Annotated in this window: 14 protein-coding genes; 10 read left to right on the forward strand and 4 right to left on the reverse strand. The window is 71.6% G+C overall.

The window, feature by feature from the left end; all coding sequences use genetic code 11:
- Positions 1–464: 464 nt before the first annotated feature.
- The 3 genes from BM314_RS11100 (at position 465) to BM314_RS11110 (ending at position 3,101) form a co-directional block, all read left to right on the forward strand.
- Positions 465–1,445 carry an aliphatic sulfonate ABC transporter substrate-binding protein gene (locus tag BM314_RS11100; RefSeq protein WP_091978164.1) on the forward strand — a complete coding sequence of 327 codons (981 nt, stop codon included), beginning with the start codon at positions 465–467 and terminating at the stop codon, positions 1,443–1,445.
- 8 nt (positions 1,446–1,453) lie between these two features.
- A complete protein-coding gene (locus BM314_RS11105; RefSeq protein WP_244435397.1) occupies positions 1,454–2,233 on the forward strand; it encodes an ABC transporter permease in 780 nt (259 codons plus the stop codon).
- Between the two features lie 85 nt (positions 2,234–2,318).
- On the forward strand, positions 2,319–3,101 hold the full coding sequence (locus BM314_RS11110) for an ABC transporter ATP-binding protein (protein WP_091927143.1): 783 nt from the start codon (positions 2,319–2,321) through the stop codon (positions 3,099–3,101).
- Between the two features lie 21 nt (positions 3,102–3,122).
- Here the strand turns inward: BM314_RS11110 and BM314_RS11115 are convergent, their stop codons facing one another.
- The 3 genes from BM314_RS11115 to BM314_RS11125 all read right to left on the reverse strand — a co-directional run bounded on the left by BM314_RS11115 (position 3,123) and on the right by BM314_RS11125 (position 7,983).
- A complete protein-coding gene (locus tag BM314_RS11115) occupies positions 3,123–6,290 on the reverse strand; it encodes an efflux RND transporter permease subunit (protein ID WP_091978165.1) in 3,168 nt (1,055 codons plus the stop codon).
- Entirely contained in the window at positions 6,283–7,392 is a 1,110-nt protein-coding gene (locus BM314_RS11120; protein WP_042672442.1) for an RND family efflux transporter, read from the reverse strand. Before BM314_RS11120 ends, BM314_RS11115 begins: the two co-directional genes overlap by 8 nt.
- A 192-nt stretch (positions 7,393–7,584) precedes the next feature.
- Positions 7,585–7,983, reverse strand: coding sequence for a hypothetical protein (locus BM314_RS11125; RefSeq protein WP_020093077.1), 399 nt, complete (start codon positions 7,981–7,983; stop codon positions 7,585–7,587).
- 566 nt (positions 7,984–8,549) lie between these two features.
- Here BM314_RS11125 and BM314_RS11130 point away from each other — a divergent pair.
- The 4 genes from BM314_RS11130 to BM314_RS11145 all read left to right on the forward strand — a co-directional run bounded on the left by BM314_RS11130 (position 8,550) and on the right by BM314_RS11145 (position 13,025).
- Entirely contained in the window at positions 8,550–9,755 is a 1,206-nt protein-coding gene (locus BM314_RS11130; RefSeq protein WP_020093076.1) for an O-antigen ligase family protein, read from the forward strand.
- Between the two features lie 128 nt (positions 9,756–9,883).
- Positions 9,884–10,636: a glycosyltransferase family 25 protein gene (locus BM314_RS11135; protein ID WP_020093075.1), complete on the forward strand. Its 753-nt coding sequence runs from the start codon at positions 9,884–9,886 to the stop codon at positions 10,634–10,636.
- 299 nt (positions 10,637–10,935) lie between these two features.
- On the forward strand, positions 10,936–12,615 hold the full coding sequence (locus BM314_RS11140; protein ID WP_091978166.1) for a hypothetical protein: 1,680 nt from the start codon (positions 10,936–10,938) through the stop codon (positions 12,613–12,615).
- The gene (locus tag BM314_RS11145) at positions 12,612–13,025 is read left to right on the forward strand and encodes a DCC1-like thiol-disulfide oxidoreductase family protein (RefSeq protein WP_091978167.1); all 414 of its coding nucleotides are present in this window, start codon (positions 12,612–12,614) and stop codon (positions 13,023–13,025) included. The genes BM314_RS11140 and BM314_RS11145 overlap by 4 nt, the downstream gene beginning before the upstream one ends.
- A gap of 40 nt (positions 13,026–13,065) precedes the next feature.
- On the opposite strand, the gene BM314_RS11150 is transcribed toward BM314_RS11145, so the two are convergent.
- A complete protein-coding gene (locus BM314_RS11150; protein WP_091978168.1) occupies positions 13,066–13,992 on the reverse strand; it encodes a glycosyltransferase family 2 protein in 927 nt (308 codons plus the stop codon).
- Positions 13,993–14,800: 808 nt separating this feature from the next.
- Between BM314_RS11150 and BM314_RS11155 the strand changes: the two genes are divergently transcribed.
- The 3 genes from BM314_RS11155 to BM314_RS11165 all read left to right on the forward strand — a co-directional run bounded on the left by BM314_RS11155 (position 14,801) and on the right by BM314_RS11165 (position 18,277).
- Complete coding sequence (locus BM314_RS11155; protein WP_244492281.1) at positions 14,801–16,309, forward strand: oligosaccharide flippase family protein; 1,509 nt, start codon at positions 14,801–14,803, stop codon at positions 16,307–16,309.
- Between the two features lie 78 nt (positions 16,310–16,387).
- Positions 16,388–17,296 carry a LysR family transcriptional regulator gene (locus tag BM314_RS11160; protein WP_091978169.1) on the forward strand — a complete coding sequence of 303 codons (909 nt, stop codon included), beginning with the start codon at positions 16,388–16,390 and terminating at the stop codon, positions 17,294–17,296.
- 165 nt (positions 17,297–17,461) lie between these two features.
- Positions 17,462–18,277, forward strand: a complete 816-nt coding sequence (locus tag BM314_RS11165) for a putative hydro-lyase (RefSeq protein WP_091978170.1) — start codon at positions 17,462–17,464, stop codon at positions 18,275–18,277.
- The last annotated feature ends 2 nt before the right edge of the window (positions 18,278–18,279 follow it).

The following is an 18,279-nucleotide window of genomic DNA, read 5'->3' on the forward strand; positions in this document are numbered from 1 at the left end:
TGCGGGCCGCGCGGCTCCAGCGTGGCCGCGGCGCGGCCCGGGAGGACAGACGCCGCTCCTCGCGCGCGCGGACGCGTAATTTCTTCTCGTCCTGGGTCGGCCGACCGAAAATTCTTGCTTCGACGCCGCGAAGTAGAGAAAGCCCTTTTGTTGACTCCGCGACCGGCCGACAGGATCTTGTATTCACAGTTACGCCGAGGGCCGCGCAGGTACGATGAAGACGCAGGGGCGGACCGGGCGTGATCCCGCAGCCGGGGGATGTGTCGGCGCGGATCGCGCGATCGGGGCGGTCCCGGGTCTCGGACGCGCCGGATGCGCCCGGCCGATCGTCTCGCCGACGGCGCCGCGTCCCTGAACCCAGCCGCCCGGACGAGACCGCTCGGGACCGCGCCGCGGCGCGGATCCCCTGCCCCGCGCCGGCCCCGCACCCCGCCCTCCGTTTCGCCACGACATCAGGCCCGACCATGCGCTCCACCCGCCGATCCCTCCTGGCCGCCGGCCTCGCCCTGGCCTGCCTCGGCGCGCTCGCGCCGCGCGAGGCCCGCGCCGACGACCCGAAGGAGATCCGCCTGGACTGGGCGACCTACAACCCGGTCGGCCTGCTTCTGAAGGAGAAGGGCTTCCTGGAGGAGGCGCTGGCGCCGCGCGGCATCAAGGTCCGCTGGGTCCAGTCGCTCGGCTCCAACAAGGCCCTCGAGTTCCTGAACGCCGGCGCCATCGATTTCGGGTCGGCGGCCGGCGCGGCGGCCCTCGTGGCGCGCATCAACGGCAACCCGATCAAGGCGATCTACGCCTACTCGCGCCCCGAATGGACGGCGCTCGTGACCCGCAAGGACAGCGGCATCACCAAGCCCGCCGACCTGAAGGGCAAGCGCGTCGCCGTCACCCGGGGCACCGATCCGCACATCTTCCTGATCCGCGCGCTCCAGGGCGCCGGCCTCACCGAGCGCGACGCCAAGCTCGTGCTGCTGCAGCACGCGGACGGGCGGACCGCCCTCGACCGCGGTGACGTCGATGCCTGGGCCGGCCTCGACCCGATGATGGCGGCGGCCGAGATCGAGAACGGCGACGTGCTGGTCTACCGCGACGCCGCGGCGAACACCTGGGGCCTGCTCGATGTCCGGGAGGACTTCGCCACCGCCCATCCCGACCTCGTCCGGACGGTGATCGCGGCCTACGAGCGGGCGCGCGCCTACGCGCTGGCCAACCCGCAGGCGCTCGCGGCGGCCCTCGTGGCGGCCACCAAGCTGCCCGAGCCGGTGATCGCCCGGCAGCTCGAGCGGACCGACCTCTCCCAGCCGGCGATCGGCCCGGCCCAGGCGCAGTCGATCAAGGCGGCCAGCACCGCCCTGCAGCAGGCCGGGATCATCCCGGCGGGCACCGACGTGTCCGCCGCCGTCGACGGGCTGCTCGACACGCGCTTCAATCCCGTCGCCGGACAGTGAGCGGCCGCGTGCCGCTGCTGCGGCGGGGCGGTCGCGCCGGCCTGGGTCTGCTGCTGCCGCTCGTCCTGGCGATCGGCTGGGAGATCGCGGTCGCGAGCGGCGCGGCGTCGGGGCGGCTGCTCCCGCCGCCGAGCCGGATCGCCGCGACCCTCTGGGCCCTGGCCGTCTCGGGCGATCTCTGGATGCATGTCGAGGCGACCCTCGTGCGGGTCGGCCTCGGCTTCCTCTGCGGCGCGGCGGCCGGGATCCTGGCCGGCGCCCTCGTCGCCACGGTCCCGCCGCTGCGCTGGCTCCTCGACCCGAGCCTGCAGGCGCTGCGGGCCGTCCCGTCGCTCGCCTGGGTGCCGCTCTTCATCCTTTGGTTCGGCATCCTGGAGACGCCGAAGGTCCTCTTGATCGCCGTGGGGGTGTTCTTCCCGGTCTATGTCGGCGTCTCGGGTGCGATCGCCTCGGTCGACCGCAAGCTGGTCGAGGTCGGCCGGATCTTCCGCCTGTCCCGCCTCGCTCTCGCCCGCCGGATCCTGCTGCCGGCCGTGCTGCCGGCGACCCTGGTGGGCCTGCGCACGGGGCTCGGCCTCGGCTTCCTGTTCGTCGTGGCGGCGGAGCTGATGGGCGCCTCGGAGGGGCTCGGCTACCTGCTGGTGGACGGGCAGCAGTTCAGCAAGCCCGATCAGATCGTGGCGGCGATCATCGCCTTCGCCCTCGTCGGCAAGGCGGCCGACATGGCCCTGGTCACGCTGACAGCCCCCCTGACCCGGTGGCAGGATACCGTGCGGGACAGCCTGTGACCGCGTCTCCGGTGCGGACGCGCGCCGCGGACCGGAAGGCCGCCCCGCGCCGCGATCCCCACGCCACGCCCGCCGAGAGACGCCCGTGCTGACCGTCGACGACCTCTCCAAGACCTACGCGGACGGTACGCAGGCGCTCGCGGGCATCGACCTGTCGGTCGAGCAGGGCGAGATCGTTGCGCTGATCGGCGGCTCGGGCTGCGGGAAGACGACCCTGCTCCGGCTGATCGCGGGGCTCGACCACGCGAGCGCGGGCGCCGTCGCGGTCGACGGCGAGACGATCCGCGCGCCCCATCCGAGCGTGGGCGTCGTCTTCCAGGAGCCGCGCCTGCTGCCCTGGCTCGACGTGGCCGGCAATGTCGGCTTCGGCCTCGCCGACCTGCCCCGGTCCGAGCGCCGCGCCCGCGTCGCCCACGCCCTGGAGCGCGTCGGGCTCGCCGAGCACGGCGGTCGCTGGCCGCGGGAGCTGTCCGGCGGGCAGCAGCAGCGCGTGGCGATCGCACGCGCCTTCGTGGCGCGGCCGCGGGTGCTGCTCCTCGACGAGCCGTTCTCGGCCCTCGACGCCTTCACCCGCAAGGGGCTGCACGACCAGCTCCTCGGTCTCTGGGCCGAGTCGAAGCCGACGATCCTGATCGTCACGCACGATGTCGGGGAGGCCGTCACCCTGGCCGACCGGGTGGTGGTGATGCGCCCGCGGCCCGGGCGCCTCGACGAGACCGTCCCGGTCGCGCTCGCCCGGCCGCGCGAACCGGTGGCGGCGACCTACGAGGAGGCCGTGCGCCGCGTGCTCGCCGCCCTCGACCACTCCCTGCGCCCGGCGACGAGCAGCCGGCCGCCCGCGCCCGAGACCCGCGCGAGCTGGTGGTAGGGCCGCCGGCGATCCGCGACCTCAGGACTCGACCGCGGTCAGTTCGAGATCCGCGGGGTCCGCGCGCCGGAACCGGGCGTAGCGCAGCGCCATCACCGGCAGGATCAGGAGGTTCAGCACCGTCGAGGTGATCAGGCCGCCGAGGATCACGAGGGCCATCGGGCCCTCGATCTCGCGGCCGGGTTCCCCGGCACCGAGCGCCAGCGGCAGCAGGCCGAGGCCCGTCACCAGGGACGTCATCAGGATCGGCACCATCCGGTCCGCGGCGCCCGCCGCCGCCGTGGCGGCGTCCCAGGCGCGTCCGTCCCGGGTGACCATCTGCTCGTAATGGGCGATCAGCATCACGCTGTTGCGCAGCGAGATGCCCGACAGGGTCACGAAGCCGACGATCGAGCCCAGCGACAGCACACCGCCGGTGAGCGCCACGGCCGCGACGCCGCCCACGAAGGCGAAGGGCAGGTTGACGAGGACGAGGAGCAGGTTCGCCGCCGAGCCGGTGACGATCGCCAGCAGGACCACGATGCCGAAGCCGGCCATCCCGGCATGGACCAGCAGGTCGCGGCGGGCGGCCGCCTGCGCCTCGGCGGCCCCCGAGAAGGTCACGTAGACCCCCTCCGGCAGCCGCACCTCGCGGGCGATCTTGCGCTTGGCCGCCGCCACGAAGCCCGCGACGTCGCGGTCGGCGACGTTGGCGGTCACCGCCTGCACCCGCTGCGCGCCGAGATGCTGGACCTGGTAGCGGCCGGCGCTCTCGTAGACGTCGGCGACCTGCGACAGCCGGACGTAGCGCCCGCCGGGAGTCCGCAGGGGCAGGTCGCCCACCGCGCTGAGGCGGTCCCGCACGCGGGCGTCGAGGATCACCAGCACGTTGAACACGGCGTTGCCGCGGTAGGTCTGGCCGACCGTGTCGCCCTGGTAGGCGGTGCGCACGGCCTCCAGCACCTCCACGGGGTCGAGCCCCCAGTGCCGCAGGTCCACCGGGCGCAGCGCCACCGTGACCTGCGGCAGCCCGGCCGGCGAGGCCTGCTGGACGTCCCGGGCGCCCTTCACCTCCAAGAGTTCCTGCGCCACCGAGCGGGCGGCCGCCTCGATCCGGTCGAGGTCGCTGCCGACGACGTTGACCACGACCGGCGCGGTGAAGCCCGAGACCGTCTCCTCGATGCGCTCGGTGAGGAACGTCTTGAGCGAGAAGGCGGCCCCCGGGAAGCCGGCGATCAGCTGCCGGATGGCGCCCTCGACCCGGCGCTGGGCGGCGCCGTCGAGCCCGGGCTCGAGGTCGATGTGGATCTCGCTGTAGTGCGGCCCGGCGGTGTCCTCGGCGGCCTCGGCCCGGCCGATCTGCGCCGCCACGGCGCGCACCCCGGGGATCTCCTTCAGGTCGCCGGTGATCAGCGTCCCGAGCCGCTCCGATTCCTGCAGCGCGGTGCCGGGGATGGCGACCATGTGCAGGATCATGTGCCCCTCCTTCAGGTCGGGGAGGAACACCGCGCCGAGGGTCGGCAGGACGGCGGCGCCCGCGAGGGTGACCAGCAGGGCGCCCGCCATGGCGACCCGCGGCACCCGACCGATCCCGGCGAGCAGCCGCAGGTAGGCGGCGCGGCTCCAGCGCACCACGGGCGGATCGGGCGGCGCGGCGCCGGAGTCGCGCCCCATCCGGCCCCCGAGGAGCAGGAGCGCCAGGGCCGGCGTGACCGTGAGCGCCACGAGGAGCGAGGCGACGACGGCCGCGATGTAGGCGAGCGCCAGCGGCCCGAACAGGCGGCCGGCGACGCCGGTCAGCGCCAGGACCGGCAGGAACATCAGGATCACCGCGAGGGTCGCGTAGGCGACCGAGGTCCGCACCTCCAGCATCGCGGCGAGCACCACGCGCGGCAGGCCGCGGCGTCCGCCCCGCGACTCCCGCAGCCGGCGCGCGACGTTCTCGACGCCGATCACCGCGTCGTCGACGACCTCGCCGATAGCGAGGGCGAGGCCGCCGAGGGTCATCGTGTTGAGGCTCTCGCCCCAGGCCTGGAGGGCGAGGGCGGCGGCGATCAGCGACAGCGGGATCGCCGTGGCGCTGATCAGGGCCGCCCGCCAGTCCGCGAGGAAGACGAGGAGCACGACCACCACCAGCACGCCGCCGAGCGCCAGCGCCTCGATCACGTTGCCGGTGGCCACGTCCACGAAGTTCGCCGGCCGGAACAGGTCGGCCCGCAGGGTCACGCCGTCGCGCTTCAGGACCGGGCGCAGCTCGTCGAGGGCCGCCTCCAGGCGGGCGGTCACGGCGCGGGTGTCGACGCCCACCTGCGCGCCGATCATCAGCAGCACGCTGGGCCTGCCGTCCACGAGGGCCGCGCTGATCGCCGGCTCGGGCGCGGCCGTGACGGTCGCCACGTCGGAGAGCACCACGCTCGCCCCGCCGTCGTTGTGGAGCACGATCTGCCCGAGCGCCTCCGGGGTGAGCGACTGCCCCTCGGTCCGGAGCAGGACGCGCTGGTTCGGCGTGTCGACGAAGCCCGCCCCGCGCACGCCGGTCCCCTTCCGGGCGGCCGTGAGGACGTCGTTGAGGCCGATCTGGAAGCGGATCAGGTCGTCGGGGCGGACCTGGATCTGCAGGGCGCGCACGCCGCCGCCGTAGATCGAGACCTGGGCGATGCCGGGCACCGCCTGGAGCCGCCGCCGCACGGTCCACTCCGCGACCTGGCGCAGGTCCATGGCGTCGCGGGTCTCGGAGGTGAGACCCACGAGGAGCACGGTCAGCGTCGAGGAGGTCAGCGGGGTCATGGCGGGCGCCGCCACGCCGGCCGGCATGCGGCCGGCGAGCGCCGCCAGGCGCTCGTTGACCCGCTGGCGGATGCGGTCGACGTCGCTGCCGGACCGGAACGCGGCGGTGATCACCGACAGGCCCTGGATCGAGGTGGAGCGCAGGGTCTCCAGGCCCGGCAGGCCGCCGACCGACACCTCCACGGGCTGCGTGACCAGCACCTCGACCTGCTCCGAATCGAGGCCCGGCGCCTCAGTCTGGATGGTCACGGTCGGCGGCGCGAATTCCGGGAACACGTCGTAGCGCGCCCCCGAGAGGGCGTAGAGCCCGAAGACGAGGACGGCGCAGGCGAGCGCCAGGACCACCCTGGGCAGCCGGACGGCGAAACCGACGAGGGCCGCCTGCGGACCGCCGCGACCGGCGGCAGCGGGCGGCTCAGTCATCGTCGTCGCCCACGACGCGGATGCGGCTCTTCATCTCCTCGGACAGGAGCGCCTGCGCCCCCCGCAGCACGATCTCGCTGCCGTCCGCCAGATCCTCGACCACGAAGGCGTCGGCCGACATCGGCGCGTCCGGCCGCACCGGGTGACGCACGAAGGCGCCGTCGCCGGTCCCGCGATACACCCAGGTGCCACCCTCGCCGTGGACGACGGCGTCCTCCGGCACGAGGACGCCCTTCACCGCGCGCGGCGCCGGCAGGAACGCCATCGTGCTGGTCCCGGGCAGGAGACCGCTGTCGCCGGAGACGAGATAGAAGAAGCTCTGCCCCTGGATCCGCGGATCGGTCCGCGTCGCCGGCGAGACCAGCCGGAGAGCGACCCGCTCGCTCTGCGGCGGCACCTCGGCGAAAGCGGCCTTGGGCGCCTCCGGCAGGGTCTCCCCCGGCGGCAACGTCACCTGCATGAGGAAATCGGCCCGCTCGATCAGGCGCGTCACCAGCGGCGACCGCTCGATGATCGCCTTTCCGAGCACCGGCCCCCATTCCTGGCGCGCCGTCGCCGCGAAGGTGCGCAACTGCGATTCCGCCACCGTGACCGACGCCTGATCGGTCAGGAGCGTGCCCTCGGCGGTCTCGATCTGCGCCACCGCCACCACGCCGGCGCCGAGGGTCCGCGCCCGGCGGGCGGCGCTGGCCGAGACTTCGACCCGGGCGCGCGCCGTCTGGAGCGCCGCCACGGCGCCGGCGTAGCTGTTGGTCAGCTCGGTGATGCGGGCGAGGTCGAGGACGCTGCCGTAGGCGGTCAATTCCTGGCGGTGCAGGACGGCGGGACGCGCCTCGGCGACGAGACCGATCCGGGCGCGCTCGGCCGGCGTCAGCCGGACCAGGGTCCGGCCGTCCTCGATGGCGGTGCGCGGCGCGGGAAGCTGCGCCGCCGCCGACAGGTTCTCTCGCCGCTCGGGGATCAGCGCCGCGACGCGCGCCCGGACCTCGGCGACGATCGGGCCGGCATCGGCCCGGAGGCGCTCGCCCGTCGGCGTGACCGCGAGACCGGCCGCCGCGAGCAGGACCCCTCCGATGAGCAGCAGCGCCCGGCGACCACGCACGTCGCTCTCCTCCCCTGGACCGATTGCCGAATCTACCCGGTTTCGGTACCAAATACACCCGAACTCGGCCAGCTCAAACTGTCACGCTCGGTTCCGGTCGTGGGTCGGGCCTCGCGGGTGCTCGGGAACGCGAAAGCCCGCCTCGACGGTGCGAGGCGGGCTTCCGGTCTTCTGGGATTAGGTCGGTTCGGATCAGCAATCGTTGCCGGAGACCGGGGCGGTCTGCCGATCGGCGGCGGCCTTGTTCATGGCGCCGACCGTGCCCGGCGACGCGGGCTGGTTGCCGCCGGCCAGGTTCGCGGCGGCCGGATCGGTCGAGTTCGACTTGGAGCCGGCATCCGTCTGCGCCTGACGGTCGGCGGTCTGGTTGGCGCCCACGTTGTTCATGGCACCGACCGTGCCGGGCGACGCGGGCTGGTTGCCGCCAGCGAGATTCTTGCTCGACTTGTCGACGTCGGAGCTCTTGGGATTGGATGCCTGCTGATCGGGGCTGTTCGACTTCGTGGTTCCGGTGTTGCACGGGGCCGCGAGGGCGGGCCCGGCAGCGAGGGCCAGAAGCGCAACCGCGCCGGCCAGGTGAGAGACCTTCATCAAACGCTCCTCCAGGATTTATCGATCTCCCAAGTGCCTAATCGTCCCGTGAGTTCCGTCGCGACTGCCCAGATCTTCGACTGAGAGCGGCCCGCACACCGGATTTCGGTGCCTTCGACGCGGATAAATGTATGAATTCAGACATTGGCGCCGAAGATACCGGGCCGCTCACGTCGCGGCGGCCGATCTTCGGTGCGGCATCTTATCCCACGGGGCCCGGCCGAGCTGTTTGATCCGGCCCAGCGGGACCGCGCATCGATCCGGTCGTCCCCGAGCGCCGCGCCGCCGCTACCTCGTTTGGTCGAGTTCTTGAGTCCGGGTGCCCGGGATAGCGTCGACTCGCGAGGGGGCGTGTCCGCGGCAGCCTCGAGCGGTGTCAGGCCGCGGGGCGGATGGGACACCGCCTCACCCGGGGCGTCTGAGATCGAGCGATGGCGTTTCCACGACACTTGACGGGCCTCGGACACGGTCCTGCCGGCGGCCTCGCTTGGTCGCCGAGCGGGCCGTACGGAACGGATCACCGCTGGGCCCATTCGGGCGCACCGGGCGATGGCGGGGCCGAGGCCATGCCGCGGCTCGGCGTGGCCGCCGCCGCGTGGATCGTCCTGTTCCTCTTCGCCCCGGTGGTCGGCGAGCAGATCAAGCTGCCGGGCGTCGACAAGGCGATCTGGATCGGCAGCGACCTGATCGCTTTCGCGTTCCTGGTCATGCGCCGCGACCTCGCCGCCACCCTGTTCGGCAGCCGTCTGCTGCTGCTCAGCTGGCCGCTGCTGGCGATCGCGTCCGCCCTGTGGTCCCTCACGCCCGGCCTCTCGGCCTATCACGGGCTCCAGCTGCTCGCGACGATCGTGGCCGGCATCACCCTGCGGACGACGATGGGCCTGTCCCGCCTCGTCAGGATCGTCTTCCTGGGCCTCCTGGCGGGACAGCTCCTGTCGGCCTTTCTCACGGTGGCGGCGCCCGCCCTGACGCGCGGGACGGACGGCAACTGGGCCGGGATCTACTCGCACAAGAACGTCCTCGGATCCCTGTCGAGCCTCCAGATCCTCTGCGCGGCCTGCCTGTTCCTGCAGGGCTGGAACCGTCTCCTGACCGCGTTCGGATTCTGCCTGGCCCTGGCGCTCCTCGTGTCGACGCACTCGGCCACGGCCCTGGTGGCGGCCGCCGCGGGGCTGTTGCCGCTCGCCGCGATCTTCGCGTGGCGCCAGGGCAAGCACGTGACGGGCTTCTGTCTCGGCATCGCCATCGCCCTGGCGGGCGTCGGGATCCTCGTCGTCGCCGCGCGGGGCGCCGACATCTCGGCGAGCGTGCTGTCGGATCTCGGCAAGGACACCACGCTGACCGGCCGCACCATCCTCTGGCAGTTCGGCCTCGACCAGTTCTGGCGGGAGCCGCTCATCGGCATCGGCTACAAGGCCTACTGGGAGAGCCCGCTCACCACGGCCGCCTACCTGCACTTCGTCACGAAGCAGAAGCTGTGGTTCTTCCACAACAACTTCATCGACACGGCCGTGGCGTTCGGGATCGTCGGCCTGGTCCTCTTCACGGCCGCGCTGCTCGACACCGCGCGCCGGGTGATCGCCCATTTCGCGCGCTCCTCCGGCTACGTCGAGGCGTGGCCGATCCTGTTCATGAGCCAGCTCTTCGTCCTGGTCTGTTTCGAGTGCCCGCTCTTCGTCAATCACGGTCTCCACCAGCTCCTGCTGGCGGCGATCCTGCCGGTGGTGCGGTCGCCGACCGTCGACGGGAGCGACCCGGCCGCCCGCGATTGAGCTCGCAGGCCCGAGCGCCGTCCGGACCCCGGCGCAGATCCGGACGGCCGGAGCCGGAGGACGCGGTCGGGAAGGATCACGGCCGCCGAACGCGGCCGGCCCGACGGGCCCCATCAGAGGTGACTACGATGTACTGCTTCGGGATCTCCCTGCCCCGGTTCCGCGAACGGCACGCCTACCTATCCCGGCACCTCGCCGAGGTGTGGGGGCCGCGCTGCGAGATCACCGGCTATGAAGGCCCGGTCCCGGATCCGAACGCCCCGTTCCAACCCGACCTGACGGCCGGTCAGATAGGGTGCGCGCTGTCCCACATGAGCGCCTACGAGCGGATGATCGCGCTCGACCTGCCGCACGCGCTCATCGTCGAGGATGACGTCGTTCTGCCGCCGCAGATCCATCAGATCGTGGCCGGCATCGAGGCCGCCTTGCGGCCGGGCGACGTCGTCCTGCTCTTCAATTGGGCCGAGACGGTCGGGCCGTTCAGCTCGGTCGACACCGTCACCATCGGCGAATACCGGTTGTGCCTGCCCATGGACATGAGCAGCCTCGGCACGGCCGCAGCCTACGTGATCACCCGGTCGGCGGCCGAGGGGATCCTGCGGGCCAACCGCCCGGTCGCGGTGACGTCGGACAACTGGGCCTACTTCTTCGAGCGCGGCGCCCTGACATGCGGTCGCGCGCTCGTCCCGAACGCCGTCTCGCGGAAACCTTTCGAATCGACCATCTTCACGTCCCGCTCCAGGATCGCGGCCTTCCTGAAAGGCAACCCGATCCTCAAGCCCCTCTTCGCCGCGCGCCGCCGGGTCCTGGCGGAGCGGGTCGCCGCCAAGCTGACGTTCGTCGACGAGACCTCACCGCTGGCGGGACAGGCGCCGCGCTGACGCCCGTCCCACCGCGCGCAGCGGCGGGTAGAGCGCGGGGGCCGGGACGGTCGGGGTAGCCGAAAGGCGTAGGGGCGATCGCCCTCTTTGCAGCCTCTCACACCCCCGTGAAGTGCCAAGCTCTCCGGCGAGGCAGGAACCCGGGGCGGCAGGACAGGTCCGCGGCGGGTCCTCCTCGAGACGCCCGCATGACGGCGAACCCGTTCGGCCGCTGGCCGCCCCGTCGTCGCGGGCCCTTGAGGATGAGAGGTCGTCGCTGCGCGCAGCGGCGGTCGCACCAGCGCGGCGGAAGACAGACGATGAGCAGCACGCTCCCGATCACCGGCCCGGACAAGGCCCTCGACACCGCCCTGCGACGCCTCGTCCGACCGGTGGCGGAGCGGGCGCGCTACTACCTGATCCTGCTCGCGCAGATCGGCGCCCTGCTGGTCCTGCTGAAGATCTCGCACGGCGTCACGGCGATCAACAACTACTACGGCGTGGTGCTGCCCGTGGCGCTGGCCCTCGCGATGACGCGGGTGCGCTTCGCCGCCGCCGATCTCGCGTCGGTCCGGCTGCTGCAGATGATCGGCGTGATCGCGGGCGGCTACGCGCTGATCCACTACCCGCTCTTCCCCGTCATTCTGCCCGGGGCGAAGGCGACCGTCGCCGTCACGGCCATCGCGGTGCTGTGGGTCGCGGCCGTGGCCGGCGGCGTGCTCTGCCTGCGCTGGCCCTCGCTCGCCCTGATCAGCGCCACCTACCTGGTCTGGAGCAAGCAGGCGGTCATCCGGGTGACCGGCCTCTGGCACGGGCACATCATCGATGTGGTGCCGCTCGCGGAGGTGAGCTTCTGCCTCGTCGCGGGCCTGCTGATCGCCCACGGGACGGCGCGTCTGCGCGACTGGCGCGGGCTCGGCGCCGCGGCGCGGTCGGACGTCGCGTCGGCCAGCGCGATGTTCTCGAAGGTGCTGATCGCGGCGGCGATCAGCATCCACCTCGGCAACTACTATTCGTCATTCCTGGCCAAGGTCACGCTCGACGACGGGCCGTTCTCCTGGCTGCTCAACAACGACCCCGGCAAGATCTTCATCGTCGGCCTCGACAACAACCACGTCCCCTACGCCGGCTGGCCCGTGCTGGTGGAGGCGATGCGCACGATCCTGAGCCATTCGAGCGCGCTGACCAACACGCTCATCCTGGTCGGCCAGGGCATCGCCCTGGTGGGGATCCTCATGCCGCGCCGCTGGCTGCTGCTGCTGCTCCTCGGCTTCGACGTGATGCACCTGTCGATCATCGTGCTCATGGGCGCCAACTTCGCCCCCTGGATCATGCTGAACCTCGCCATCGCGGCCGTCGTCGTGAGCCGGCACTACGAGCGGCCCCCGGTCTCGGTCGGGATCCTGTCGGTGCTGTTCATCCTGACCGGCAACACGTTCATGACCCAGGCCTGGCTCGGCTGGTACGACACCCTGGCCAACAACAAGATGTACTTCGAGGCGGTCGACCGGACCGGCCAGCGGCACTACGTGCCGACCAACTTCTTCACCTTCTACTCCTACCCGTTCGCCCACATGGCCTACGGCGCGCCCGACGCGGCGAACGCCTTCGCCCTCGACAACCCGAACGGCGGCACGCAGGTCTTCCGCAAGGTCACGGCCTCGACGACCTGCGACGTTCCCGTCCTGACCGCACCGGACGGCCTGGGTCAGGAATACTCGAAGTCGGAGATCGACGGGCCGGCGCTGGACGCCTACGTCCGGGGCTACCACCGCCTCGTCAGCGCGATCCGCGACAGGACGGGCCTGTTCCCCTACGCGGTCTATCCGCACCACTTCTTCGTCCCGCTCCAGTACGCCGCCGGCTTCGACACCCTCGCCATGGCCGACATCGTCGCCTACGTGTACCGGCGCGAATCCGTCTGCTTCAGCCTGCAGGACGGCGTCCCCGTCCGCCGCGTGGTGTCCGAAGCCGAGCACAGGATCGACCTGACGCCATGACTGCCCCCTCGACCGAGGCCGCCCTGACGGTGGTCTACGACGGCGAATGCCCGTTCTGCTCCAACTACGTGCACCTCATGGCCCTGCGCCGGTCGGTCGGCACCGTCGCCCTGGTGGACGCCCGGAGCGGGGGTCCCCTGGTCGACGAGATCGCGCGGCGCGGGTACGACCTCGACGAGGGCATGGTCGTCCGGCACGGCCCGGACCTCTATTACGGCGCGGACGCCCTCGTCCTGCTGTCGCGCCTCAGCGACGACCGGGGCGTGGCGAGCCGGCTCCTGGCGCGGCTGCTGCGCAGCCCCGGACGCGCGCGGCTTCTCTACCCGGCGATGAAGCTCGGGCGGCGCGTCACGCTCCGGATGCTCGGCCGGACGCGCCTCGCGCGGCCCGGCGGCGCGCCGGCCCGCTGAGCGGGCCGCGCTCCCGCGCCTCCCGCCGGCCCGGAGCGCCCTAGGCCCGGGCGGGCGCGCGCGTCAGCAGCGTCCGCGCGCTGTGCCAGGCGAAGGCCAGGACGCCGCTCAGATTGGCGGTCACGATGGCGCGCCACGTCAGGCCGAGCTGCGCGTCGAAGCACGGGCCCCCGACCAGTTCGCGGGCGGCGTTGCGGGCGGACCAGTACAGGTGCTTGATCAGCCACGGGCTGCGGCCGATGTGCTTGGCGTAGAGCGCGCCGTTGCCGAATTGGTAGTTCCAGTGCAGCCGGTCGATCGTGCGCGGGTCCCGGCGCCCGTGGAAGTGCTTGACGCTCATGTCGGGCACGTACTCGACCGCCACGCCGGCCGCCCAGCCGCGGTAGATGAAGTCCGTGTCCTCCGCCGCGCGGAACGTCGCCCCGGGGCCGAACGCTGCGTCGAACCCGCCGATCCGCTCGATGACGGCCCGGCTGCAGGTCATGTTGCAGCCGTGGACGAAGCCGCCGGGATGGGCCGGGTACGTCAGCCGGCTGGCCAGGGCCTCGGTCTTCGTGGTGAAGTCGATGTCCTGCGTCGATCCCAGCTCGACACGGCCACCGCGGATGACGCTTTCCGTGTCGCCGGCATAGTGCGCGATCAGATCCCGCAGATACTGGTCCGACACGACGCAATCGTCGTCGATGAACGCGATGATGTCTCCGGACGCGCGCGCGATCGCGGCGTTCCGAGACCCGGCGACACCTGGGCGCGCCTGCGTGAGGAGCAGAACGTCGCGTCGATCGATCGAGATTGACGCGGACCAGCGCTTCAACGCCGCGTCCGTGCCGTCTTCGGAGCCGTTATCGACGACGATGATCTCGGCCTCAGCTTCGGGCGCGGCCACGATCGCGCGGACCACTGAGTCGAGCGTCTGCAGAAGGGACGCTACACGGTTGCGAGTACATACGATGAAGCTGATTTTCATTTGGCATTATTCCATAAATACTGCCAGAATTGCGACCTTCTAAAACGAGTCACAGACAATGTATAGTAATATTATTGCACTTCCTCGATCCGTGCGCCGTAGGAGTGGCTACGCCTTTTGGATGCGGAACCGAATGTCATGCAGTTGTGGCGGCGCAATATCCGGCGTCCCCGACGCAAAGCGACGGCCACTTGGATCCTCTGCCGCTTTATAGAAAAGTCCAGATCCGCGCCGGCATCGGACGATGATCTCTCGTATTCGATCCCACCGGTCCGTAAAACCAGGAAAATCTTGCGGAGATTTACTGTTCCATCGGCGATAACGCGGAATAGGGCAAGCGCGCGCCGTGACGGAATGCGATCCGCCGGGCCTTTCGACCGGGACTCCAAGTCGTTCCGCGAGGTCTTCGGCCGAAACATCGGATCATCCCGGCCGTGCCGCGCGCCGCTTGCACATTCGTATATCTTCGTTCGGCCTCGGCATACGGTGCTGCCAGCGTGAACGGGGCTCGAAGTGCGTTCGGCAATATGAATATATTACGTGCCGGTTCGTGACGCGGGCAGATCACGGATATGTCCGCCCGATACAGTCAAATCGGATTCCCGGACTCGGGAGCGGGCGAGTTCTCGGGCCTCTCTGTAGCGCCTGATCTGCACGGCGGCCCGACCTGACCTCGGCCATCGGGCGTGGGCACGGTCCTCCGATTGGCCAGCTGCCGCGGTCCACCGGGCACTGTTAAGCCGTCCCGACCGATCGCGCCCTGGCCGCCGCCAGCGCCGCCGCCACCCTGTCGCGTCCGAAGGATCCCATGGCAGAACTCCGAGAGGGGCCGGAAGCGACGGCGCCGCCCGCGTTCTCGAAGCGCCGGAGCCTGGCCTGGATGGGATTCTGCCAGGGCGGGTTGTTCCTGGCACAGTTCGGCACCTCGCTGGCCCTCGCGCGGCTGCTGACGCCCCACGAGACCGGCATCTTCAGCCTCGCCGCCGCGATCGCGGGCCTGCTGTCCACGCTGCGCTCCTGCGGCCTGTCGAGCTACATCGTCCGGGCGGACCGGGTGGACGGGGCCCTGCTGGCGAGCGTGTTCACGGTGAACCTGATCCTGTCGGGCGCGGCGGCGATCCTGATCCTGGCCTTCAGCGTGTTCGGCAGCGTCCTCCTGGGCGAGCCGGAGGTCCAGCGCGCCCTGGCCATCCTCGCCGTCGTGCCGCTGGTCGGCGCGCTGGAGTTCCGCCCGGCCGCCATGATCGAGCGGCACGGCAATTTCCGCGGCGTGGCCCTCGTCAACATGCTGCGCGGTCTCGTCGCCAGCGGCGCGATGCTGGCGCTGGCGCTCCTCGGCTTCAGCTACATGAGCCAGGCCTACGGGCAGGCAGCGGGCGCCGTCGCGGCGGCGCTGGCGGCGAACGGCCTCGGCCTGCGCTACGTGTCGCTGCGCATGGGCCTCGCGGGCTGGCGCGAGATCCTGACCTACGGCGGCCGGCTCTTCGCCATCGCGGGCGTCGCGGGGATCGCCGGCCGGATGGGCGACCTCGTCCTCGGGCGGATGCTCGGGCTCAGCGCCCTCGGCCTGTACTCCCGCGCGGCGAGCCTCAACACCCTGATGTGGGACCACCTGCACGTGGTGATCACGCGCATCACCTTCGTGGACCTCGCGAACCAGCAGCGGAACGGGCAGTCCCTGCGCACCTGCTACCTCCACACGCTGCGGATGATCACCGTGCTGCTCTGGCCGGCCTTCGCGGGCGCGGCCGTCCTGGCCGGGCCGATCATGCGCGTCCTGCTCGGTCCGGGCTGGGACGGCGCGGCGCTGCCCTTCTGCCTGCTGTCCCTGGCGGCGATCGTGCTGAGTTCGCTCAGCATGACCTGGGAGGTGTTCCTGATCCGGGATCAGACCGCCCTGCAGGCGCGGTTCGAGTTCCTGCGCCACGGCGCCGGCCTCGTGATGTTCAGCATCGGCTGCCTGTTCGGACTCGGCGGCGCGGGCGCGGCACGGGTCGGCGAGGCGCTCCTGGCCGTGGGCCTCTACCGGCCGCATCTCGAGCGGATGACCGACACGTTCCGGCGCGACTACGCCCCCATCTACCTCCACGCCGCCGTCCTGACCGGCATCGCCGTCGCGCCCGCCGTCCTGGTGATGTCGGCCTGGGGATGGTCGGCCGAGACGCCGCTCCCGAGCCTCGCGGCCGCGATCGCCGCCGGGATCGCCGGCTGGGCCTGCGGCCTCTGGTACCTGGACCATCCCCTCGTCGCGGAAGCGCGCCTGCTGCTCGCGCACATGCGCCCGGCCCGTCCGGCCACGAGCGTGTCGAACCTCTAGCGGCGGCCGCGCGCTTGCGCTCGCGCGCATCGGGGCGCGATATGGCCGGGCACGACGGCGAGGCGGGACGATCGCGGGATGGCGGATTTCCGCAGCTTGGAGGTGTTCTACTGGGTCGCGAAACTCTCGAGCTTTCGCCGCGCCAGCGAGAAGGTGAACACCACGCAGCCGGCGGTCTCCCAGCGCATCGCGGCCCTGGAGCACGAGTACGGGACTCTGTTCGAGCGCCGCAGCCGGGACGTCGCGCTGACGGAGCGGGGACGCCTGCTCCTCGGCTTCGCGGAGCGGTTCCTGGCGCTCCAGACCGAGATGAGCGCGGCCCTGCACGAGACCGGCCGGACGCGGGGCACCCTGCGGCTCGGCGTGTCCGAGACGATCGTGCACCTGTGGTTGTCGCGCTTCATCGAGCGGATGCGCGCCACCCATCCCGGGATCGGCGTCGACATCACGGTCGACATCTCGCCGAACATGCAGGCCGCCCTGGTCGCCGACGAGATCGACCTCGCCCTTCTCGTCGGCCCGATCACCCTGCCGAGCTTCGCCAACCGGCCCCTGTTCAGCACCCCCGTGGCCTGGATCGCCGCGCCCGACCTGCTGCCGGGCGACGAGCCCCTGAGCCTCGGCGCGCTGCTGCACCACCCGCTCATCACCTACCCGCGCAACACCAGCCCCTACGTCGAGCTGCGTGACCTCGTCCTGCAGGAGAACCTCCTGCCGAGCCAGATCCACACGAGCGCCTCCCTGGCCACCATCGTGAAGATGGGCGTGGAGGGCCTCGGGATCTGCGTAATCCCCCCGGCCGTGGTCGAGGCCGAACTGCGTGCCGGCACCCTGCGCGTCCTGCCAGCCGAGCCGCAGCTCTCGGACCTGACCTTCACGGCGATGCACACCAAGCGGCCGGCCCACCACTTCGTGGCGGACGCGGCCCGCCTCGCCCAGGACGTCGCCGAGACCTGGGCCACCAAGACCTGGGCCGCCGGCCGATAAGTCCGGTTTATCGCGCCCCATTCGCAATCACGATTGGCGTGCCCCGCGGCGCGATGGGATCGTTGCCGCAGGAAATGAATCGCTGAAGCGATCGGGATCTCGCGGAATACGGACAGCCGACGCGGCCGCTCCGGCGCGCGACGACCAGCCAGGGAGATCAACGCGGTGAGCCAGCACGCGGGCGCCGATGGCGCGCCACCTGTCTTCGCCGACGCGGCGGACGCGCGGCGCGCGATCCGCGCGGGTCGGTTCCGGGGCCACACCTCGGGTCTCGTCCCCGCCCACGCGCAGGGCAACCTGATGATCCTGCCGCGGGCCATGGCGGAGGATTTCCACCGCTTCTGCCAGCAGAACCCGAAGCCCTGCCCGATCCTCGGCGTCTCGCGGCCCGGCGCCCGGGCGCTTCCGACGCTCGGGACCGATCTCGACCTCGCCACAGACGTGCCCGGCTACCGCGTCTACGAGGGCGGCGCGCTCGTGGCCGAGCTGCCCGACCTGACCGGCGTGTGGCGGGACGACCTCGTCACCTTCGTCCTCGGCTGCTCCTTCTCGTTCGAGGCCGGCCTGATCGAGGCGGGCATCCCGCTCCGGCACGTCGCCCTCGGCCGCAACGTCGCGATGTACCGGACCTCCATCGCCACCCAACCGTCGGGCCCGTTCCACGGCCCGCTCGTCGTCTCCATGCGGCCGATGAAGGCGGCGGACGCCATCAAGGCCGTGCAGGTGACGGCCCGGATGCCGGCGGTCCACGGGGCGCCGATCCATCTCGGCGACCCGGGCCTGATCGGCATCCGCGACCTCGGGCGACCGGATTTCGGCGACCCCGTGCCGATCGAGCCGGACGAGATCCCGGTCTTCTGGGCCTGCGGGGTCACCCCCCAGGCGGTGGCGATGGCGGCGCGGCTGCCGCTCTGCATCACCCACGCGCCCGGTCACATGCTGATCACCGACCTCCTCAATCGCGACCTGCCGTTCCTGTGACC

This window comes from Methylobacterium sp. 13MFTsu3.1M2 (assembly GCF_900112625.1).
Taxonomy (GTDB): Bacteria; Pseudomonadota; Alphaproteobacteria; order Rhizobiales; family Beijerinckiaceae; genus Methylobacterium.

Excerpts from the sequence above, each read along its gene's own strand:
- BM314_RS11145 (WP_091978167.1), top strand. The coding sequence starts at position 12,612 with ATGACTGCCCCCTCGACCGAGGCCGCCCTGACGGTGGTCTACGACGGC.
- BM314_RS11140 (WP_091978166.1), top strand. The coding sequence starts at position 10,936 with ATGAGCAGCACGCTCCCGATCACCGGCCCGGACAAGGCCCTCGACACC.
- BM314_RS11155 (WP_244492281.1), top strand. The coding sequence starts at position 14,801 with ATGGCAGAACTCCGAGAGGGGCCGGAAGCGACGGCGCCGCCCGCGTTC.
- BM314_RS11130 (WP_020093076.1), top strand. The coding sequence starts at position 8,550 with ATGCCGCGGCTCGGCGTGGCCGCCGCCGCGTGGATCGTCCTGTTCCTC.
- BM314_RS11125 (WP_020093077.1), bottom strand. The coding sequence starts at position 7,983 with ATGAAGGTCTCTCACCTGGCCGGCGCGGTTGCGCTTCTGGCCCTCGCT.
- BM314_RS11115 (WP_091978165.1), bottom strand. The coding sequence starts at position 6,290 with ATGACTGAGCCGCCCGCTGCCGCCGGTCGCGGCGGTCCGCAGGCGGCC.
- BM314_RS11135 (WP_020093075.1), top strand. The coding sequence starts at position 9,884 with ATGTACTGCTTCGGGATCTCCCTGCCCCGGTTCCGCGAACGGCACGCC.
- BM314_RS11100 (WP_091978164.1), top strand. The coding sequence starts at position 465 with ATGCGCTCCACCCGCCGATCCCTCCTGGCCGCCGGCCTCGCCCTGGCC.
- BM314_RS11150 (WP_091978168.1), bottom strand. The coding sequence starts at position 13,992 with ATGAAAATCAGCTTCATCGTATGTACTCGCAACCGTGTAGCGTCCCTT.
- BM314_RS11160 (WP_091978169.1), top strand. The coding sequence starts at position 16,388 with ATGGCGGATTTCCGCAGCTTGGAGGTGTTCTACTGGGTCGCGAAACTC.